Raw genomic sequence first — 19878 nt, 5'->3', positions numbered from 1 at the left:
GATGGATATGCCCATCAGGGTCGGGATTGCAGGCGTGGGCAACTGCGCCTCCGCCTTAGTGCAGGGAGTGGAGATGTACAAGAAATATCCGGAGCTGGAGCCGCTAGTCGCTTTCAAGAAAGTCGGCAACTACACCGTGGCCGATATAGAGTTCACGGCGGCCTTCGACATAGACGCGCGCAAGGTCGGCAGAGATCTCGCCGAGGCCATATTCTCGCCTCCAAACAACGCGACCAAGGTATATCAGCCGGGTAAACTGGGCGTAGTGGTTAGGGCAGGGCCTGTCCTTGACGGAAAGCCGGAGGGAAACGTCGTCGATAAGGTCGTCGAGGGATCCCTCGAAGATGTAGTGAGGGAGCTGGAGTCCACAAACACTGAGGTGTTGGTCAACTACCTGCCGACGGGAGCCAGAAAAGCCGCCGAGGCGTATGCCGAGGCTGCCTTGAGGGCGAGAGCGGCGTTCATAAACGCGATGCCGGCTCCGATAGCGACAAGCGAAGTCTGGCAACGGAAGTTCGCCGAGAGGGAGGTGCCGCTGTTGGGCGACGATACCCAGAACCAGATAGGAGCCACCGTGTTGCACAAGACCTTAGTGCATTTGCTGTCACTGAGGGGGGTCGAGATCATGGATACCTACCAGATAAATGTAGGCGGGACGCCCGACTTCGCCAATTTGATGTACAGAAGGGGCGACAAGGAGAAGACCAAGACGGCGGCTGTCAAGAAGATGGCTGAGGGCCAGGACTTCAACGCGTATATAGCCCCGGTGGCCTACATACCGTTTCTCGGCGATAGGAAAATAGCGCATATGCTGATAGAGGGCCGTATATTCGGCGGGGTCCCGATAAGCATAAGAGTAGAGCTGGAGGTACACGACGCTTGGAACAGCGCGGCTGTCGTGTCAGACGCCATAAGGCTGGCTAAACTTGCTCTAGACAGACATATAGGAGGTCCTATATACAGCGCATCCGCCTGGGGCTTTAAGAACCCGCCCGTGCACATGCCGCCTGAGGAGGCCTATAGAGCCGTCGTGGAGTTCATAAACGGCGAGCGGAATAACTGAGCTCGTCAATCGCATTGGCGAACTTCCTCTCCGTTCTAACCCATCCGTACTCCCTGCCGACGATGCCGAGCACTGTGCCCGCGAGGTGGACAAAGGCCGTGACGAGCTCCAGAAACGGAGCCAAGACATCCGGCTTGGTCGGCGTATGGTATTTCGACTCCACGTACACGTCGATGGCTAGACCCGCCGAGAACATATAGAGGAGCAGAGCTACCTCAGCCGCCGTAAACCGAGGGTCGACAGCCAGTTTGTATATAAACAACGCTATGATGGCTACATAGATCGCGCTCGTGGCGAAGACCGTGCCCTGGAAGAAGAAATCGATCTTTCTGGCCAGAGGCATATCGCTTCTGATAACCGGAACTAGGTACCGAAGGAATACCCTTATGGTGCCCGAGGCCCACCTCAGCTGTTGCTTGAAATAGGATCTGAGGCTACGGGGAGGTCTACCCCACGTGTAGAGCCCCCAAGTCGCCGCTATGGAGTAGCCGTTGAGCCACATGCGTACGGAGAGGTCTAGGTCCTCCGTCACTGTGTCCTCCGAGAACCACAACCTAGTTATCGGCTCGAGCCTCGCTATAGCTGTCGACCCGGTGAATATGGGCATCATGCCTAGACGGGTCCTGCCCACTAGCATAGTCCCCGATATGTCGTGGGAGACAGAGACCAAGGCGTCGAGCGAGGAGCCCAAATATAGATGTCTCTGCACTCCTTGGACCAAGTCGACGCCTAACCTCCTTATAGTCGAGACGGCCCTCTTGATGAAGTCGAAGTCGGGAGGCTCGTGGTCGCTATCCACGAAGATCACGTATTTGGGATTTCTGAGAGGCTTGAGCAACAATAGGCCTCTTATAGCGTCGTTTAAGGCACCGCCCTTAAGCCCGAACCTGCCCTCCCTCATAAACAGGATAAGCCTCTCGCTTGAAAAGACCTTGAGCAACCTAGGAGTCCTCACCGAGCCTGAGGGCCTAAGCTTGTAGGGCTCCGCCAGGCCCATATCGCCGCAGTCCTCCACAACAACCACTTTGTAATTTCTATAGTTCTGAGACAGCCATTTGGGGAGCGTCTCGAATAAGTTCTCGTCTCTACACGATGGCATGACGACATAGACCCCTTCGTCATCGTCGGCGTATCCGTAATCAAGTTGCTCCTCGGACGAGGAAAACGTGGTTATTAGGTGCCAGGTAGCGGTCACGGCGCCTATGGCTAACAACACCAGGAAAATCATGTAGAAAATATGCCCCTATTTATTTAGGGGAGCTCGCTATGTTCTCGTAGAGCACCTCGGCGAGGTCCTTTATGGAGACCTTAGCCTCTTTATTCCTCGCCGCGTCGGACAACATCGCGTTGCAGAACGGGCAGAGCGTGACTATGGTGGAGGCTCCCGTCTCCATCAACTGCTCAAGCCTTATGTGGCTGATACGCCTCTCTTCCTTAACGTCGTACCAATAATTGGCGCCGCCCGCCCCACAACAGAACGTCCTCTCGCCATGTAGCTCGGCCTCTCTCAACTCGCCGAGCTTGACCACTATCCTCCTCTGAGGCTCCACCACCTTGTTGTGGCGAGCGAGGTAGCAGGGATCGTGTATCGTGTAGATGCCGGCGCCGCCGTTTATCTTGATCCTTCCCTCCTCCAGTAGTTTGTTCAAAAACTCTGTGTGGTGATACACGTTAAGCTGGACTCCGAAACGTTTATATTCATTCTTAAATGTATTATATCCATGTGGACATATAGTAATTATATTCTTTACATTGTATTTATTAAATATATTTTTGTTATTAAGTACAATTTCTTGGAATCTGCTCTCCTCGCCGAGCCTTCTAGCAGGATCGCCGCAACAAGTCTCCTCATCTCCGAGCACCGCTATCTTGTCCAGAAGCCCGGCCTCCTTAAGTATGCCTATGAAGGCCTTTATGATTTGCCTAGCCCTATTGTCGAAGCTACCCATACAGCCCACCCACAGCAAATACTCGAAGTTGGGGTTCTCGCCGACAGTCTTGACTCCTAACTCCCTCAACCAATCATGCCTCCCATAATTGCTCTGCATCTGCGTGTTGCCGTATTGGCTCAACGACATCAATAAATCCGACTTCTTCTGGTCCAACTTAGATTCGAAAACAAGACCTCTCCTAATGTCGATAATATAATCAATATGTCTTATATAAACAGGACAAGACAACATACAAGCCCCGCAAGTCGTACACGCCCATACCTCATCCTCTTGGAGGCCCAACTCAAAGAACGACTTGTCGATATCGGCGCCAGATATCTTATTTATGAGAACGCGCGGACTAAGCGGGCGGCCAGCCCTAGTGGCGGGACAGACGTCCTCACACCTATTGCACCTCGTACATGCATCAACCATAATCCTATGTAACGGCTCCATGTCGGCTTTAGTCTTCACGCCCACCTTCACCTCGGTCTGACCCGTCTCGATAACCTTCTCGAGATCAAACGGCGTAGTGAGCTCTCCATATCCTCTATCCAACTCAACATAATTTACAAGGGATATTATCATATGCTTTAACATAGTTAACGGTATTATTGATATTAATAAAAATGCTATTATTATATGAATAAAATATGAGTATACATATAAACTATGTGATGGCATCGGAATTAAGTAGGATAGGGGAGACCACGGCGTAGGGCCGCCGAAGTAGTACTCTATTCTGTACCTCTGCAGTATCATCCCCGTTAAGCTTATAATAATAAATCCTATTAATATAATTATATATTCTCTAAGGTTATTATATCTATTTTTATATTTTACTATTCTATAGATTGCTAGTATAGGACCCAGGATTAAGAATACGGCCGCTACGTCCAGGAGAAATCTGAATGCTAAAAATACAGGCCCGCTATACACTATATCTGCATAGTGTGTTACAGCAACTATTGTGGTGGCTATCAACGAAATACCGAGGCCTATTATCAACAGATAGTGTGCAAAACCTCCTAGAATTTCCTCCATGAAAAATCTTCTATGTATTATAAATTCATAAATGAATTTATACGTTTTCTTTTTAAAAATATACTTTAGAATTGTTTTAATACCACCTAGCTCATATAGAAGTTTATTGGTAGAATAGAGAAGCGATGCCGCGGATAGAGCGGCTAAGGTATAGACGACATAGGGGGTAAACGACGGCATGCTCAAATACTCTACGTAGCTCGGTGACATAGGCTACGGTCAATACGCCCTTTTTATAGATTTCTTTATTTCTATATCTATCTAAAGTGCTCTATCTACTTATCATATTAATTGTTTTATCCTATTAGCATAACTATATTACTATTTAGAATATATATTGCATATTGATCTAAATGGACAACTTCTGCAACGCCCTCTGTCAACGGGAGGCGGCTCCGGGCTCCTCAGAACCCTTCTTATATCTTCAAGGATTTTAGTCGCCTCTGGGTTGCGCTCTATCCTTTCTACCTTGTTCCTATAAACTAGATATCCGAAATCCGTCCTCAACAGCTCTATGTATATCTGCAACTGCTTTACGTGGGATTCCCTTGTCATAGCTCCGCTTTTTATTTCCACAGGTATCATCTTCTCGTTGCGTCTAAACACTAGATCTATGACCCCGACCATGTCGCCGAGCTCTATCTTGTACTCCGTCAAGACATCCTCCATGGCCGAGAGTATTCTCTCATATCTCTCGTGGAGCAGGCGGCCCCTTATGAGGGCGATCAGCGATCTGCGCGTGAGGAGCTTCTTGCCTAGCTTCGCTTGTATCCAGAGCAGGCGGGGGCAGTATTCGTAGTCGTTTATCATCGAAGGCGTGATCTTCCCGAAGTCGTACTTGACGGCGTATATATTAGGCCTTAAGATCTCCACCTCGTCGGTCTTTCTGAGCTCTCTCAAAGCCTCGTCCAGGGTCAATTGTTCCAGATCGTCGCACTTTACGACTTTACACAACGGCGGAGGTATCAGCACTGGCGATTGTGGACACCTCTATTAATAAGTGTGGATCACTCGGCCTAACACCCTCGTCGGGCCGTTTCTGAAGATAAACCTCTCGCCGTTGGGCACGGCCCAAGGCCGCGGAAGCTCCAGCTCTATCTTGCCGACGTCGCCCATCATCAACACGCCCTTGTCTATCCACGTTATTGTAGCCGGCGATCTTATAGACCTCAGATGCAGTACGCCGGTGAAGCCCGGCCTTATCACAGTCGGATGTCTTAGGACTATCACATCCGCCCGTATTCTGATAGAGGACTTCAACGGCTCGGCCGCAAGGGCCATACCCTTACGCACGTCGTCGAAGCCCTCTATGGCTACTGTGATATACTGCCCAGGGCTCGCTGAGCCTACCGAGACCCTATTCACTTGTATTGATTTTATCCTGACCGATTTCCAGCCGCCGTCATCTAGAGGGCCTATGAGTACTTTCTGGCCGGAGGCCAGCCGGCCGCCTTCGAGCAACCCCCCAACTACGGTGCCTACGCCTCGGACCTTGTATATCTCGGAGATATAGAGGACGGGAACGCCGGAGTTGCTCCAGTGAAGTCTCTTAGGCAATAGCGACAGAAATAGCCTCAGCTTGTCCAGCCCCTCGCCAGTCACGTTGGAGACGAGGAATATAGGCGCCACGCGTCCGGTGGGCATCATTTTAGCCGCGACCACTGCATCTTCGTCGTTCTTTACCATATAGGGGACTTTGCTCACTCCGGGCATCTTCAAGAGGCCCACGACGTCGTCGACGGTTCTCTCCAGGACCGATTTGGGCGTTATGTCTACTCTGGTCACCACGACAAAGACGGGGACGCCTACTGCAACTGCCACGGCTAAATGCTCCTTGGTCATCCTCTGGACGCCGGAGTTGGCCGCTACTACCAACATCCCGTAATCCGGTGCGTTTCCCAGAATGCCTCTCAGAGACGTTCTGAGATAGCCCTCGTGGCCCCCCACATCTATGAACAGAACCGCCTTATCCGAGTTCAGATAGACCGAGGCCTCGTCAAGCGGGTCAGGCAGATCCGCATTAACTACCTGGTAGCCTCTGAATCCCAGAAGCCTTGTGGAGACCGCCGATGTACGCCCTGTGAGGACCTCGTGCTTGAAACGGGCGGCGTAGACCCTCGCGCTCCCCCTTCCGTCGTCTAGCCGCCCGGTGATCAAGACTCCTATCAACGTCGACTTACCAGCATCCACGTTTCCCAACGCCACGACGTGCACGACCGGAGGCGGGTTGTCCTCGCCCGCCCTATTTCTTATTAAGACCTCGGCAACCTTTCCCCTTATGCCCTCCTCAAGCCTCACCAGATACGCCACAGCCCCTATTCTCTCCGCGGCCTTCTCCACGACTGAGAGGGCCTCCTTGAGGGCCCCCTCGTCCAAGCCGAGGGGCTTGCCGTCGTCGGATACGCCTATTAAGTAAAACGCCTCGCCGCCGCCCTCTACCAGCCGGCGTTTCATCTGCCCCGCTAAATGCTCTATGTCGCTATCCTTGATGAGAAGCTTGTATTCCCTATTGCCTTCCTCGCTCTCAGGAGGATACATCTACATTGAATGGAGGCGTGAAAAGAGCTTTTTAGTTTTTCTCTAAAATACTTAGAACGGGAATAGGCCTGTCAATACTATATGCATATGTACATTGGCCAACACTATAGCGAACGCGAACACCACGGATAGAGTGTTGAGCACCTTGATCAGGGGGTTCAGCGATGGGCCCGACGTGTCCTTGAACGGATCGCCTACAGTGTCGCCCACAACCGCGGCCTTGTGTTGCTCCGTCTTCTTTAGGCCCTGCAACTCCACGTACTTCTTCGCGTTGTCCCAAGCCCCGCCGGCGTTGGCCATCAACAAGGCGCGGGGGACGCCGGAAACCAAGGCGCCCATGATCAAGCCTGCCAGAGCCTGCCAGCCCATGACGAAGCCCGTCACCAACGGCACGACTATCACCACCAGGCCGGGTAGCAAGAACTCGCCTAAAGCCCTCCTCGTGGCTATATCTACGACTCTCGCGTAGTCGGGCTGTTCCTTCCACTCCAATATGCCCGGCCTCTCTCTGAACTGCCTTCTTATCTCCTCGACAATCTCCATGGCGGTCCGCCCGACTGCGCCGAGCGTTCTGCTCGTGAAGAAGTACACTATCATCACGCCTATGAAGGCGCCTATCAGGACGTTAGGGTTGATTATCGATATCTTGGAGATCGAGTCGGCCAGCAGAGAGGTAAGAGGCTGTTGCAGTACCCGCGCCATCGACTTCATTATCTCGAACATCAGAGCTATGAAGAGCACAAGCGCCGCCAACGCGGCGCTCGCTATGGCGTAGCCCTTGGTCGTCGCCTTGGTGGTGTTGCCTATCGAGTCCAGCACGTCCGTGACCTCCCTGACTTGCTCGGGCAGACCCGCCATCTCCACTACGCCGTTGGCGTTATCGCTGACAGGGCCGTAGGAGTCGGCCGTTATTATTATACCGGCTATGGCCAACAAGCCGACCGAGGCCAACGCTGTGCCGAATATGCCCGCGAGATATTGGCCGTAACTGCCGAAGCTGGCGACTTGGAACGCGAAGAACCCTATAGCGTACGATACCCCCAGCACCGCTATTATGACGAACAGAACAGGCACGGCGCTTATGAGCCCCACGCCATAGCCGGTAATTATCACGGTGGCGGGACTTATCTTGGCCTGCTCGGCTATCTGCCTAACAGGGCTGTAGTTGTAGGAGGTGTAATAATCGGTTATCTTGACGACTAGCGGCGCCACTACAGCGCCCAGAGACGCCGTAGCTGCCATGGCGAGAGACTCTGTAGTGCTGAGCCCCAAGGCGAAGGAGCCCGCGAAGAACAAGGCCACGGAGATCGCTATGGTGGAATATATGGCGAAGCTTATTGAGCTCATGGGATTCTTGACGTTCTTAGTTCTCAGCAGATTTACGCCCACGAACGTCGCCAGCAACGCCAACGACGCTATGAGTATTATGCCCTCTATGAAGGCAGTCGAGAGGCCCAGTATGTAGGCCAGAAATATAGCTGCCGTGACCGTTACTATATACGATTCGTACACGTCGGCGGCCATGCCAGCCACGTCCCCCACGTTGTCGCCCACGTTGTCCGCGATGACGCCTGGGTTCCTCGGGTCGTCCTCGGGGATCCCCGCCTCTATCTTGCCGACTAGGTCGGCCCCGAGATCGGCGGCCTTCGTATATATACCGCCGCCAACCCTCATGAAGAGAGTCACCAAGCTGGCTCCGAAGCCGAGCGCAACCAGGGGGGTGGCCCACTCCTCAGGCGCGATCCAACTAAATACCAGATAGAAGCCGGATATCAGCAGAAGCGCGACGCTCGCCAGCGAAAGCCCCATGACCGCGCCAGCGCGCCAGGATACTTGTAGCGCCTTGCCCATGCCGCCGCTAGCCGCGGCTTGAGCCACGCGCGAGGCCGATCTAGTCGTCACGTACATGCCTAGATATCCGGCCAACATGGACCCAAGCGCGCCGACCACGAAGCCCAATGCTGTGAGGCCTGGCAACCTTCTGGTCATATCTACGGCGAAAAAGATGGCGATGGCGAGAATCACCAGGAGAATTGATAGAGTCTTGTACTGCCTGAACAAATACGCGCGGGCGCCTGTCGCTATGGCGTTAGATATAAACCTCATTTTGTCGGTCCCTGGGTCTTGACGCAGAACCCACCTGGCCAAATACAGCGCATATAGAAGGCCGAATGCGCCGATCAGTAATCCTATAACTGGTATAACTGGCATAGCATTGTAGATTCCGTGGACCCTAAAAATATTATCATTAATGATAGTTGCCGCCCACCCTAGAGCTCGTTTCCGTCTCTATATTTATATCAATATTAATGTTATTAAATATATTATTATTTATCTTATTTAAAATTATTTAATTTTAAATTAAAAAGTATATTATTACTATATTTAGAAGAAGGCGAGAACATATAGTTAAAAAACTGGGTTTTCCCTCCGTTGTGCCTCTTGAGCGCGTGGTCGAGTTTAGGATAGCGGCGCCGGTCGATGCGTTGCCTGACCTAATATTCTACCTAGGCAAAACGGGCATTGCGATGTTCGAGGAGAGGCCTCAGAGGCTAGCCAGGCCAAGAGATCCCGAAATACAGCAAGGTGTCAGAAAGCTCGATGAGATTCTCTCTATATTTTCTCAATATTATCAACCAAATATAGTCACTTTACCAAGAGAGCCTCTTGCCCGTCTATTAGATAGGGCGTTAAATGAGATCGCCCCCTTATTTGAGGAGACCAAAAAGTACGCGCAGGAACTGCAGGCATTGAGGCAAAAGCTCCAGCTGTCAGCCGCCTTAAACCAGCTGAGGAACTATCGGTTTCCCAAGACAGATGCCCTCGATAATTTTATAGTAATACCCGGGAAATATACCCAAGAACTAATCAACCTGTCCAGAGATCTAGGCGCGGCATTTATCTCGGTAGGAGATGTAGCTATTCTATCGATAGCCAAGGAAAAGAGCAAACTCCTCGTATCTACCCTCTCGAAGCTGGGCCTCGAGCCGTTGCGGCCGGAGGATCTGGCAAACCTCGACGATCCCGACTACTTGAGAAATAAAATAGATAGCTTATATAATCAGATAAGAGATAAAATATATAATTATAGGAAATTTATAGATTTCATTTATACATTAAGATATACATTATCGATTATTATTGATACATTTAATAAGTCGGCCATATCCGAAGGCGAAGAGACAGGGCACTTGTTCACGTCGCTATCGGCAGAGATCGGGCGGCTAAAGTCCGAGTTCCATACGCTGTCGACTATAAAGGAGGTTCTGGCAGAGCTCAAGGCCTCCGGCACCGACAGAATAAAGTTGCCCGATGGGCTGGCCCTTTACGCCGAGGTTGAGGATGGCAGTGCCGCCGCCAAGATAGCGGTAGGCAATAGAGAGGCGTATCTGGCGAGAGATGGGCTGAGGGGGATAAAGATTCCCAGACAATATCTAGACGATATAGCTTCCTCTTTAAAGGTTGTAGAGGAAACCCTAAACTCGATAGAGAGATCTTTGAGGAATAGGGAGGGCGAATTGAAGAGCCTAGAGGAGATCTACAGGGAATACTCGGTATATGGCGACGGGGATTGGCAAGCCCACAAAGATATCGGCACAGTGATCTTCTACGTCAAGGAGGGGGACGTGGGCGCCGTAGACGCCGCCCTCACCGAGCTCGTTAAGGCGTTGTCGGTCAAACTCGATATAGTGAGAAACATACGGTATAAATACTTCCAGAACGTGCCGGCGAGGAGGAGGCCTACTCTGGAGAGATTTCCAACGCCTGTTAGGCAGATAGTCAACAAGATAGCCTACATGTACGGGGTGCCGAGCGCCTCCGAGATAAGCCCGTCGGCGCTGGTCGCCGTGTTGTTCCCCATATTCTTCGGCTGGATGTTCGGCGATCTGGGCCACGGCCTATTGCTATTCCTTTTCGGTCTGTGGCTCTACAAGAGCCTTTTCGGCGGGAAGTACAAGGATTGGGGCGTTATCTGGATGGTGACCGGCGTGTTCTCCATGTTCTTCGGCGGAGTGGTCTACGGGGAATTCTTCGGCTTCCCTCTGTCGTATTTCGGGGTAGGCTGGGATGGGCTGATCCATATGTTCCAGCCTATTGTAAGTCCGCAGATGGGAACCGCCGTGGAGACGGAGGGCATATTCGCCGATCTTCTAGCCGCCTTGCTCTTCGGCTATATAATAATGGCGGGGTCCTTCTCGCTCAAGATAGCCAACTTCGTCTTGGAGGGCGAGAAGGACATGGCCCTAGGCATAGGCATCCCCATATTGTTGATCTATGTATCCGCAGGCATGATAGTGCTGGCCCTCCTCAAGCCGATTTTGCCTATGCCCCCGCTGATGGCCGACGCCCTAAACCTCCCCTGGACTTATACCTTAATTGCCGCCATAGTGTTGCTCGTCGCAGGCGCCGCGGCTCTCACAGCCAAGTACAGAGGACATGAAGAGAAGCCGCCGATAGGGCTAGAGATGGCTGTCGGGCTTGTCGAGGGGATATTTGGCGGCCTCGCCAACGTGCCGAGCTTCGCCCGTCTGATGATCCTGATACTGATGCACGGCATATTCACGAAGCTGTCTATGGGGTGGGCCCTAGCCGTAGCGGAGTCGGGCAATATAGCTGGCGCCGTCGCTATAGCGGTTCTGTTCAACATACTCATAGCGGTAGGCGAGGGCTTCATGTCGCTGGTCCAATCGCTCCGTCTGACCTTCTACGAGACTTTAAGCAAATTCTACGAAGGGAGGGGGCGCCTCTTCACGCCGTTGGTCTTGCCTTGATGAGGATAATAGCCGAGCTACCTCCCTCCACATCTAGACGCGTGGTGGTCAGCCGGGCTAAGGCCTTGTCGGACTACGTCGACATGGTGGACATACCGGATTCCCCCGGCGGGAGGCCGAGCGCCCACGCGATAGCCGTCGCGTACGTAGTCAAGGAGATTGGACTGACGCCGATAGCCCATATACGTCTGAGGGATCTGAACGAGCTCGCGTATCGGTCTCTCTTGGGGGCCGCCAGGTTGCTGGGACTGGAGTACGTGGTCCCGCTGTCGGGAGATCTGCCCTCGGTGGGACGGCCGGTCGACCACCTAACCACTGAGGAAGCCGTGCCCATAGCCAGGGAGTATGGGTTTAGGGTAGGCGTTCTGTTGAGCATGCGGAGGAATTACGCCGAGAGGTTGAAGATAGGGGCCGACTTCTACCTAGTCTTAAACCTCGTCGACCCAAAATCCCTAGAGAGATTAGCGGCCTTTGACGTGTACCCCTACGTCCTTCTGAGGACGGAGCGGAACGCGGGCTTAGTTGAGCGGCTCAAGCAACCAGCGGTGGGGCTCGATTCCTTAAGGAGATATATAGAGGCATTAGATCCGTACGTCAAGGCGGTGGTGATCTCGGCGCCAGGCGACTTCGAGGCGGAGCTATCCGCCCTTGCCCTTCTCGCTAAGAGATAGACATCTATCGCTCAGCAACCGGACGTCTCTATAGCCCGCCAGATAGATACCCTTTATTAACACGGCCCTATCGAGATCTATAAAGTCGCAGAGCCTCTTAGGCACTAACGCCACTCTGGCGCCTCTGAGGATATAGAGCGCCTCTCTGCTCTCGCCCACCACTAAACCCTCGGCCTCGTGGCTACAGTTGACGGCCTTGACCCTCCGGCCGAGGAGGTCCCAACAGCTCACTTAGCCTCCTCGCGCTCTATGGTCAGAATGCGCGCGATGGCTCTCCTAATGAATCTGATCCTCCCCGAGTTCTCCACTATGCCTCTGGCGCGTTGCGTCTGCAGTTTGACGTACTCTGCTCTAAGCTGGTCAAGCAACTTCAGTCTATCCTCCCTACTCATCTGCCTCAAGGTCTTGGCGTTCAACTTCTTAGGGGGTGAGGACATGCCGACACTATATGGCCTATTTTAAAACGTTATTGGGCTTGAGCCTCTTGTCTGACCGGGAGCTTCAGCTTGAAGTCGTCCGCGAATCTGGCGTTGGCCGGCGCTATGGTAGCCTTTATCCCATATATACCCGGCTTGAGCAACACGTGCACAACGGCGCTTCTCATAGTCTTCGTCGAGTCGGCGCCTGTCTTGTAGACCTTGCCGATCTTGTATTTCTCGAACTTGGCCCTCTCGGTGGACAGCTTACCGCTTATAACCAACTCAAACCCCCTAGCGCCAGCCTCCGTGACCTGTCTGATCGCTATAAAGGCCACTCTACGGAACCTAATGCCTTTGGCCATCGCGTTGGCTATCCTATAGGCCACGACCTTGGGGAACATCTCGGGCACATCCACCTTGGAGATGTCTATGACGTCTATCTGGGGGTTCTCCACGCCCAGCTTAGATCCAAGGATCTGGCTCAGCTCCTTAACCACAGCGCCCTTCTTCCCTATTATCCTGCTGGGCCTCTCGGCATATATGACGATCCTGGTCCCTAGAGGCGTCTTCAAGATCTCGGAATCGACGTAGCCGAGCCTGGCAAGCTTATATTCGAGAAACTCCTTTATCATCCATCTCTTCACGTTGTCCTGGAGAATCTTCTTGTAGACCGCAAGTCGTTTGCCTTGCTGAGACACGCTTCCCCCGAAAGCCGCATCTTTAAAAATTCTCCTCCTTGCGACGCCCCACTGGCGGGCACGCGTACGGCGCATCGAGCAATAGCGTTTAAAAACTCGGCGCGTTAAGAGCGTGTGATGAAGACTCCAAATGGGCTTGAGCTTGCCGATTCATCCCTTGCTGATGGGGAAAGGCGTTGGGTGTAGTGCAACTGTCGACTTAAAACGGCGTGCCCTCTCTCAGCCACCTAGCGGCGTCTAGTGCGTAATATGTCAGTATCAGATCGGCGCCGGCCCTCTTTATAGCAAATAGAGCCTCCAGAGCTACCAGCCGTTCGTCGAGGTACCCCATCTTGGCCGCGGCCTTTATCATGGAGTATTCGCCGGATACGCTGTAGGCCGCCAGGGGCACCCAAGGGAACCAGTCCTTGACCAGCCTCACCACGTCTAGGTAGGCCAGAGCCGGCTTGACCATGACTATGTCAGCGCCTTCCTCGATATCTAACATGACCTCTTTCACGGCCTCTCTCGAATTGCGCGGATCCATCTGGTACGTCCTCCTATCGCCGAACTTAGGCGCCGAAGACGCCGCGACACGGAAGGGGCCGTAGAACGCCGACGCGTATTTGGCCGAATAAGCCATTATGCCTACGTCTTGATACCCGGCGGCGTCTAGGGCCTGCCTTATTGCCCTCACTTGGCCGTCCATCATACCGCTGGGGGCAACAAAGTCGGCGCCGGCGTCTGCGTACACGACCGCCTCCTTGGCGTATATAGAGATCGTCCTATCATTATCTATACGCCATCCTCTCCCGTCCCGGACCACGACGCCGCAGTGGCCGTGGTCGGTGTATTCGCAGAGGCACACATCGGCGAATAGGAGAACTCTGTCGCCGAAGGTTTCCTTAAGTAGCCTAATCGCCCGGGGAACCACGCCTTGGGGATCGTAGGACGCCTTGCCTTCGGGATCCTTAACGTCGTCAGGCAGGACGCCGAAGAGTATGAACTTGTTCACGCCCAGGCTGAGCGCCTCCTCCACGTGTTCGACCAACGAGCCGTCGACGGGCCATCTGAAGTAGCCCGGCATGGAGTCTATGGGCTCTTTGCCCGCGCCGTCTTTGACGAATATAGGCATTATAAAGTCGTCGGGCGATAGCGACGTCTCGGCCACTGCATCCCTCACGAGCTTGTTAGCCCTCAGCCTTCTAGGTCTCGAGGTGGGGAAAGACAGCTGCACCTGCATGGCGCCTCATACGTATCTTCTTAATATCTCATGCGCCCTCCTCAAGGCGGAATCCAGATCCCCCCTCTTGACGTAATCCATGAACTCGCCGTCGTCGGCCAGCTCTCGGTAGAACGCAAGCCTACGCCTGACGTCGCTTATCCGCCTCTTAGCCTCCTCCTTGGCCGCCGCATATGCTCTGAAGAACGTAGGTATCCAGCTTCTCCTTATGCATTCATCTATTAAGTCGAGCGATAGGCGCGCCGGCGTCCCGGCAGCCCCCTCGCTGGTCGTTGCCACCTTTATGCCCTCCACCTCCCTGAAGTAGGGGACTACCACGTGTGTCCGAGCCGCATTTGTGGCGTCGTTGACGAGCTTGCCCATGGACTCGGCCAATGTGAACAGCCTCTCGGCGAGCGCTACGTCGTTCACGGCCACGACCACTATGTCGGCCCATTTTATGTCCTCGTTGGGCTCGTACTCGCGGAGATCCACCAGCTTCACCTCCACACCGAGAGCCCTTATATCGGGGCTCACCTCCTTGGCCACTACCCTAACCCTGGCGCCGGCCGACGCAAACAGCCTAGCCCTTCTAGTTCCCACAGAGCCGCCGCCGAAGACGACCACCTTCAGTCTAGAGGCCTCAATCCACAAAGGGATCCTCATAGGAGGGGGTTAGGCCGGTGTTTTTAGCTCTGCCCTAGAAGCGATAGGGCAGTCTTAAACGCGCCCTCTATCGTTGACTCGGCCGCAACTACGTGGGGTATGCCCAGGGACGCCAGACGCGCCGACGTCACAGGCCCTATAGCCACTACTTTCTTGCCCCTAAGATCGACGAGCGGTGCGATCTTGTCGGCGACAGTAGCGCTGGTCAACACTACGACGCTAGATCTTGCGACCATCTCCGCGGCCTCCCTCAGTTTATCCTTGTCTATGGATATGTCGTACACCGGCACCTCGACCGCGTCCGGCAGAAGCCTCCTCAATATGTCGTTGCCCGCACTGGATCTCAAGACCACGACCCTTCCCGGCGCCATTTCCTTAATCAGGCGCGCGACGCCGTAGCTACTGTACTCCCGCGGCACGAGACAGCCTCCAACTGCCGACGCGGTCGTAGGCCCGACGCATATGACGCACTTGAACCTCTCCCTGACGGCCTTTATGTCGACTGCTCGCGCCACTGCGGGACTCATCACGACCAGATAGTCTCCATCCGGTATCGACACGCCCGCGCGCGGCGATATGGACCCTATAGATATACACTCGGCGCCCTTGGGGCAAGGGCCCTCCTTGAGCCTGACTATTACAACCGACATAACGCCTCCCTCAGCCGTAACCCCCTCTCGACGGTCTTCCCGACCACTATCACTGCCGGGTTGCGGACGGCGCCGAGTCCGCCTAGCGTGGTCGTGTAGAACCTCTCCTCGTCGAAGAACGCGGACTCCACCACAGCGACTGGGGTATCCGGCGGCAGGCCGCCCTCCATCAATTCCATAGCTATCTCTCTCGCCGATGATGCTCCCATGTAGATAACTATCGTGTCTACCGCCGTAGCCAATTTCTTGAAATCGACTTGTCTCTTCCCCTTTGAGGGATCCTCCCTCCCGGTTACCAAAGCGACGGAGCTAGCGGTGCCCCTCGCCACCGGTGGTATGTAGTACTTCGCAGGTGCCGCGAGGCCGCTGGTTACGCCGGGCACGAACTCGCAACTTATCCCCCGAGACGCTAGGTACTCGCACTCCTCGAAGCCTCTGCCGAACACCAGGGGGTCGCCGCCGTGTAGTCTGACCACCACGTCGTGGCGGAGCGCCAGATCGTACAACATCTCGTTTATCTCTGACTGCGAAGGGCCCTCTCCTCCGGGCTTCTTCCCCACGTAGATCAACACCGCCTGGGGCTTCGCGCGGGACAGAAGCGCTTTGGGCACCAAGCGGTCGTACAATATAGCGTCTGCCCTCTCTATCAGCCTCAAGCCCTTCACTGTGATCAGCTCCGGATCGCCCGGACCTGCGCCTACGATGAAGACCTTGCCCACTAAATTTAACCGGTGCCAGTTTTTAACCATGGATATCTGGGAGAGAGCCAAGGCGGTGTTCCCGGGCGGCGTCAACTCGCCGGCGAGGGCCTTGAAGCACCTCGCCAGACCGCTGGTGGCCTTAGGGGCCGACGGGCCGTACCTCTACACAGATCGCGGGCGTCTGGTGGACTTCTGCTCGGCCTTCGGCGCCATAATATTGGGCCATAACAACCCGAGAGTGCGGGAGGCCGTCGAGCGGCAGTTGAGGAGCGGGTGGATCTACGCGTTGTTGACTGAGCAAGAGGTCGCGCTGGCAGAGAAGATAAGGTCGCACATGCCTTCCATACGCAAGATCCGGTTCGTCAATACGGGAACGGAGGCCACCATGAACGCCATAAGGCTGGCCAGAGGCTATACCAAACGCGACGTGATAATAAAGTTCGACGGCAACTTCCACGGATCCCACGACTACGTCTTGGTCAAGGCCGGGTCGGGCGCGGCGACTTGGGGCATCCCCACCAGCGCCGGGATACCGGCCGATGTGGTCAAGCTCACCGTCGTCGTTCCCTACAACGACGTGGAGGCCTTCGTGCGCGCGGTCAGGGAGGTGGGCGATAGGCTCGCCGCGGTTATAGCCGAGCCGGTGGCCGGCAACTACGGCTTGATAATACCCGACAAAGAGTTCCTCAAGGCCTTGAGGGAGGAAACGGAGAGGACCGGCGCCGTGCTGATCTTCGACGAGGTTATAACCGGATTCAGGCTCGGGCTGTCGGGGGCCCAGGGCCACTTCGGGGTAAGGCCGGATTTGACTACCCTGGGGAAGGTTCTGGGAGGCGGTTTCCCCATCGGCGCCTTCGGCGGCGGGGAGGAGATCATGGACTTGCTGGCGCCGCAGGGCCCGGTCTACAACGCCGGCACGTACAACGCGCATCCCGTATCGATAGCGGCCGGTCTCGCCGTCCTCGAGGAGCTCGAGACGGGCAGGCCGTACGAGGTCGCCAATAAAGCCGCCGAGAGGATGGCGAGGGGCATCGAGGATGTCGCGGGCAGATACGGGTTCGACGTAGTGGTTAAACAAATATCGTCGATGTTCCAGCTCTACTTCAAGCGCGGCGATGTCAAGACGCCCGACGACGTGAGGAGAAGCGACGAGAGGCTGTACCTCAAGCTACACGAGATAGCTCTGAGGCACGGCCTCTATCTGGCCCCCAGCCAGTACGAGGTCAACTTCACCACGTCGGCGCACACGCAAGAGGTCGTGGAGTGGGCCCTAGGCTCCCTGGAGAAGTCCTTCAGGGAGCTGAAGTCCGCTCTGTAGCTGGGCTCTTCACGCGCTTCCTTGCCTCGTTTATAATCTCCAGCACCTCCTCGACCTTGCCCCTTCCGGCCAGCTCCCTCAAAGCCTCTACGAGGGGCAACACAGCCCTCTTTGCCGAGGATCGGGCCGCCGTCAAGGAATCGGACCCGGCGCGCGAGGCCTCCTCCCGGGCCGCCGCCTCAACGAACTGCATATACTCGCTAAGTTCCATCTCGGCGATCCTCTTAGCAACCGCCCTCTCGACGTTGTCGAGCTCCTCGAGGGCCAAAGCCCTCGCTTTCTCTATCTCGGAAGCCCTCTCCTTGTTGTAGCGCGCCGCTATGTCCTCGAGATCCTCGAGCTTAACGACGTCCACGGGCAGACCCTTCGGCACGTTCCCCGGCACGCCTAAATCCACTATCACCTTCACCTTACTGCCCGGCGGTATCTCGGTTATTATGGGCTCAAACGAGAGGGCCGTGGTGAACACCACGTCGCAGGTCTTCAGACACTCAGCCACACTTTCGCCGTTTAGCGGCATGGCTATCGCGCCGTATTTCTTAGCCACCTCCTCCGCGCGATCCAACGTGCGGTTCAAGACGTAGATACGGCCGGCGCCTCCGTCTCTCAACTCCTTGACCAACCCGCTACCGACTGCGCCCGCGCCTATTATGCCTATATTCAAGTTTCGCAGATCCCCGAACCTCTCCTTTACGTATATTATAGCGAGGCTTCCGAGGCCCCGAGGCCCTCTAGAGATGTTCGTGCGGGTCCTCACCATCTTGCCGAACCTTATGGCGCGTTCCACGACGGTCCTAAGAGGCTCCCGTGCTATATGCGCCTTGACTTGGCTGTCGTAGGCCTCCTCGAGCTGGCCCAATATATCGGTCTCGCCAATCAGCATGGAGTCGAGGCCGGCCGCCACCTCCAGCAGATGTAGGGCGGCCTCGCGCCCTTTCCTTATGACGACCCTATCTGCGTAGTCCCTATAATGCGCCAGAACGAGCTCGACGGCGGTCTGGGGAACGTCCCAGGCGTAGACCTCGACTCTGTTGCACGTATGCAGAACGAAAAGAGGGACGGGGAAATAAGGCGCTATTCCGAGCAGTTCCATGACGCTCCTGCCCAGCTCGCCCAGCTTATCTGTCGGTATCTCTCGAAAAGTTATGGAGGCCGAAAATAGCTTGTCGAGGGCCGCCACTCCTGTCGTTATATTTGAGGTATTTAAGCTGTATTCACGTTTTTAAGACAGAATCTGGCCACCGCGTGAAGTTGCGGGTAGCCACGAGAGGCAGCAAGCTAAGTCTGCTCCAGACCGAGTTGTTTATCAAGAGTATAAAGGAAGTCGAGCCGGACTTGGAGTTCGAGATAGTCGTGGTGAAGACCACCGGGGATCTAGTCCAGGACAGACCCCTATATGCCATAGGCGTCAAGGGCGTTTTCGAGAAGGAGGTGAACCTAGCCGTGCTGAGGGGGCAGGCGGACGTGGCCGTGCATTCCCTTAAGGATCTGCCCTCGGAAATCCACGAGGACTTGGTCGTAGCGGGCTACTCAAAAAGGGATTCACCCTATGACGCAATAGCGAGCACGAGGGGTTACGACGTGTGGGGCTTGCCCCGAGGCGCTAGAGTCGGCACGTCGAGCGTGAGGCGGGGGGCTTTTCTGAAATCTATAAGGCCCGATCTACATATAGAGCCTCTCAGAGGCAACGTGGACACGAGGATCGGCAAGGTCTTATCCGGCGCAGTCGACGCCGCCGTGCTCGCCGAGGCTGGCGTGAGGAGACTCTACGGCGAGAATCCGCCGGTGGAGATCAGGAGGGTTAAGCCGGACGAGATCCCGCCGCCGCCGGGACAAGGCATAGTAGCCGCCGTAGCGCGGAAAGACGATAGAGGGATCATCGATCTGTTGAGAAAGGCCAGCGATCCTAGGGCCGCCCTGGAGGCGAGAGCCGAGAGGGCATTCCTTAAGGAGATGGGTGGAGGGTGCCACGTAGCGGTAGGGGGTCTCGCCACTGCCACGCCCAACGGGATAGAGTTCCTAGCTGGCTGGGCCTCCGTCGACGGATCCAGGAAAGTCCTCGTAAAAGCCTTCGGCGAGAGCCCCGAGGAAGTCGGCGTCAGGGCCGCCCGCATGTTGAAATCAGCGCTAGGCCCGCCGCATGGGCATAGGGTATAGCCCAAGTAGGTGGGCGAAAGGCTTAAAAATTACTGGAAATATATGTAAA

General features: G+C 55.0%; 18 protein-coding genes. 5 read left to right on the top strand and 13 right to left on the bottom strand.

Going from position 1 to position 19878, the window contains the following annotated elements; translation table 11 throughout:
* Positions 1-7: 7 nt before the first annotated feature.
* A complete protein-coding gene (locus TUZN_RS09700) occupies positions 8-1063 on the top strand; it encodes an inositol-3-phosphate synthase (protein ID WP_052886237.1) in 1056 nt (351 codons plus the stop codon).
* On the opposite strand, the gene TUZN_RS09695 is transcribed toward TUZN_RS09700, so the two are convergent.
* The 5 genes from TUZN_RS09695 to TUZN_RS09675 all read right to left on the bottom strand — a co-directional run bounded on the left by TUZN_RS09695 (position 1038) and on the right by TUZN_RS09675 (position 8787).
* On the bottom strand, positions 1038-2291 hold the full coding sequence (locus TUZN_RS09695) for a glycosyltransferase family 2 protein (RefSeq protein ID WP_013680786.1): 1254 nt from the start codon (positions 2289-2291) through the stop codon (positions 1038-1040). The genes TUZN_RS09700 and TUZN_RS09695 overlap by 26 nt on opposite strands.
* Positions 2292-2310: 19 nt before the next feature.
* On the bottom strand, positions 2311-4248 hold the full coding sequence (locus TUZN_RS09690; protein ID WP_013680785.1) for a (Fe-S)-binding protein: 1938 nt from the start codon (positions 4246-4248) through the stop codon (positions 2311-2313).
* 111 nt (positions 4249-4359) lie between these two features.
* Positions 4360-5010, bottom strand: coding sequence for a CRISPR-associated protein Cas4 (cas4, locus tag TUZN_RS09685; RefSeq protein WP_013680784.1), 651 nt, complete (start codon positions 5008-5010; stop codon positions 4360-4362).
* A 21-nt stretch (positions 5011-5031) separates the two neighbouring features.
* Positions 5032-6576, bottom strand: a complete 1545-nt coding sequence (locus TUZN_RS09680; RefSeq protein ID WP_013680783.1) for a GTP-binding protein — start codon at positions 6574-6576, stop codon at positions 5032-5034.
* 51 nt (positions 6577-6627) lie between these two features.
* Positions 6628-8787 carry a sodium-translocating pyrophosphatase gene (locus TUZN_RS09675; RefSeq protein WP_013680782.1) on the bottom strand — a complete coding sequence of 720 codons (2160 nt, stop codon included), beginning with the start codon at positions 8785-8787 and terminating at the stop codon, positions 6628-6630.
* Between the two features lie 224 nt (positions 8788-9011).
* Here TUZN_RS09675 and TUZN_RS09670 point away from each other — a divergent pair, with 224 nt between their 5' ends.
* Complete coding sequence (locus TUZN_RS09670) at positions 9012-11348, top strand: V-type ATPase 116kDa subunit family protein (protein ID WP_148678646.1); 2337 nt, start codon at positions 9012-9014, stop codon at positions 11346-11348.
* The gene (locus TUZN_RS09665; RefSeq protein WP_013680780.1) at positions 11348-12019 is read left to right on the top strand and encodes a 5,10-methylenetetrahydrofolate reductase; all 672 of its coding nucleotides are present in this window, start codon (positions 11348-11350) and stop codon (positions 12017-12019) included. Before TUZN_RS09670 ends, TUZN_RS09665 begins: the two co-directional genes overlap by 1 nt.
* Here TUZN_RS09665 and TUZN_RS09660 read toward each other — a convergent pair.
* The 7 genes from TUZN_RS09660 to cobA all read right to left on the bottom strand — a co-directional run bounded on the left by TUZN_RS09660 (position 11987) and on the right by cobA (position 16372).
* Positions 11987-12250 carry a hypothetical protein gene (locus tag TUZN_RS09660; protein ID WP_013680779.1) on the bottom strand — a complete coding sequence of 88 codons (264 nt, stop codon included), beginning with the start codon at positions 12248-12250 and terminating at the stop codon, positions 11987-11989. The genes TUZN_RS09665 and TUZN_RS09660 overlap by 33 nt on opposite strands.
* The gene (gene rpmC, locus TUZN_RS09655; RefSeq protein ID WP_052886236.1) at positions 12247-12456 is read right to left on the bottom strand and encodes a 50S ribosomal protein L29; all 210 of its coding nucleotides are present in this window, start codon (positions 12454-12456) and stop codon (positions 12247-12249) included. The genes TUZN_RS09660 and rpmC overlap by 4 nt, the downstream gene beginning before the upstream one ends.
* Before the next feature lie 29 nt (positions 12457-12485).
* Complete coding sequence (locus TUZN_RS09650; protein ID WP_052886235.1) at positions 12486-13136, bottom strand: 30S ribosomal protein S3; 651 nt, start codon at positions 13134-13136, stop codon at positions 12486-12488.
* A gap of 199 nt (positions 13137-13335) precedes the next feature.
* Positions 13336-14358 carry a porphobilinogen synthase gene (gene hemB / locus TUZN_RS09645; protein ID WP_193385954.1) on the bottom strand — a complete coding sequence of 341 codons (1023 nt, stop codon included), beginning with the start codon at positions 14356-14358 and terminating at the stop codon, positions 13336-13338.
* A gap of 6 nt (positions 14359-14364) precedes the next feature.
* A complete protein-coding gene (locus TUZN_RS09640) occupies positions 14365-15003 on the bottom strand; it encodes a precorrin-2 dehydrogenase/sirohydrochlorin ferrochelatase family protein (protein WP_013680775.1) in 639 nt (212 codons plus the stop codon).
* Positions 15004-15026: 23 nt separating this feature from the next.
* Positions 15027-15653, bottom strand: a complete 627-nt coding sequence (locus TUZN_RS09635; protein WP_013680774.1) for a uroporphyrinogen-III synthase — start codon at positions 15651-15653, stop codon at positions 15027-15029.
* Positions 15641-16372: a uroporphyrinogen-III C-methyltransferase gene (gene cobA / locus TUZN_RS09630; protein ID WP_013680773.1), complete on the bottom strand. Its 732-nt coding sequence runs from the start codon at positions 16370-16372 to the stop codon at positions 15641-15643. The genes TUZN_RS09635 and cobA overlap by 13 nt, the downstream gene beginning before the upstream one ends.
* A 28-nt stretch (positions 16373-16400) precedes the next feature.
* Here cobA and hemL point away from each other — a divergent pair, with 28 nt between their 5' ends.
* A complete protein-coding gene (hemL, locus tag TUZN_RS09625) occupies positions 16401-17672 on the top strand; it encodes a glutamate-1-semialdehyde 2,1-aminomutase (protein ID WP_013680772.1) in 1272 nt (423 codons plus the stop codon).
* Here the strand turns inward: hemL and TUZN_RS09620 are convergent.
* Complete coding sequence (locus TUZN_RS09620) at positions 17647-18852, bottom strand: NAD(P)-binding domain-containing protein (protein ID WP_013680771.1); 1206 nt, start codon at positions 18850-18852, stop codon at positions 17647-17649. The genes hemL and TUZN_RS09620 overlap by 26 nt on opposite strands.
* 65 nt (positions 18853-18917) lie before the next feature.
* Between TUZN_RS09620 and hemC the strand changes: the two genes are divergently transcribed.
* Positions 18918-19829, top strand: coding sequence for a hydroxymethylbilane synthase (hemC, locus tag TUZN_RS09615; protein ID WP_013680770.1), 912 nt, complete (start codon positions 18918-18920; stop codon positions 19827-19829).
* Positions 19830-19878 lie beyond the last annotated feature (49 nt).

Source organism: Thermoproteus uzoniensis 768-20, from assembly GCF_000193375.1.
Classification (GTDB): domain Archaea; phylum Thermoproteota; class Thermoprotei; order Thermoproteales; family Thermoproteaceae; genus Thermoproteus; species Thermoproteus uzoniensis_A.
Note: the sequence above shows the minus strand (reverse complement) of the source record. Positions and strands in the feature narration are given on the sequence as shown.

Excerpts from the sequence above, each read along its gene's own strand:
- TUZN_RS09680 (WP_013680783.1), bottom strand. The coding sequence starts at position 6,576 with ATGTATCCTCCTGAGAGCGAGGAAGGCAATAGGGAATACAAGCTTCTC.
- TUZN_RS09690 (WP_013680785.1), bottom strand. The coding sequence starts at position 4,248 with ATGTCACCGAGCTACGTAGAGTATTTGAGCATGCCGTCGTTTACCCCC.
- hemB (WP_193385954.1), bottom strand. The coding sequence starts at position 14,358 with ATGCAGGTGCAGCTGTCTTTCCCCACCTCGAGACCTAGAAGGCTGAGG.
- TUZN_RS09665 (WP_013680780.1), top strand. The coding sequence starts at position 11,348 with ATGAGGATAATAGCCGAGCTACCTCCCTCCACATCTAGACGCGTGGTG.
- TUZN_RS09700 (WP_052886237.1), top strand. The coding sequence starts at position 8 with ATGCCCATCAGGGTCGGGATTGCAGGCGTGGGCAACTGCGCCTCCGCC.
- TUZN_RS09640 (WP_013680775.1), bottom strand. The coding sequence starts at position 15,003 with ATGAGGATCCCTTTGTGGATTGAGGCCTCTAGACTGAAGGTGGTCGTC.
- hemL (WP_013680772.1), top strand. The coding sequence starts at position 16,401 with ATGGATATCTGGGAGAGAGCCAAGGCGGTGTTCCCGGGCGGCGTCAAC.
- TUZN_RS09695 (WP_013680786.1), bottom strand. The coding sequence starts at position 2,291 with ATGATTTTCCTGGTGTTGTTAGCCATAGGCGCCGTGACCGCTACCTGG.
- TUZN_RS09675 (WP_013680782.1), bottom strand. The coding sequence starts at position 8,787 with ATGCCAGTTATACCAGTTATAGGATTACTGATCGGCGCATTCGGCCTT.
- TUZN_RS09635 (WP_013680774.1), bottom strand. The coding sequence starts at position 15,653 with ATGTCGGTTGTAATAGTCAGGCTCAAGGAGGGCCCTTGCCCCAAGGGC.
- rpmC (WP_052886236.1), bottom strand. The coding sequence starts at position 12,456 with ATGTCCTCACCCCCTAAGAAGTTGAACGCCAAGACCTTGAGGCAGATG.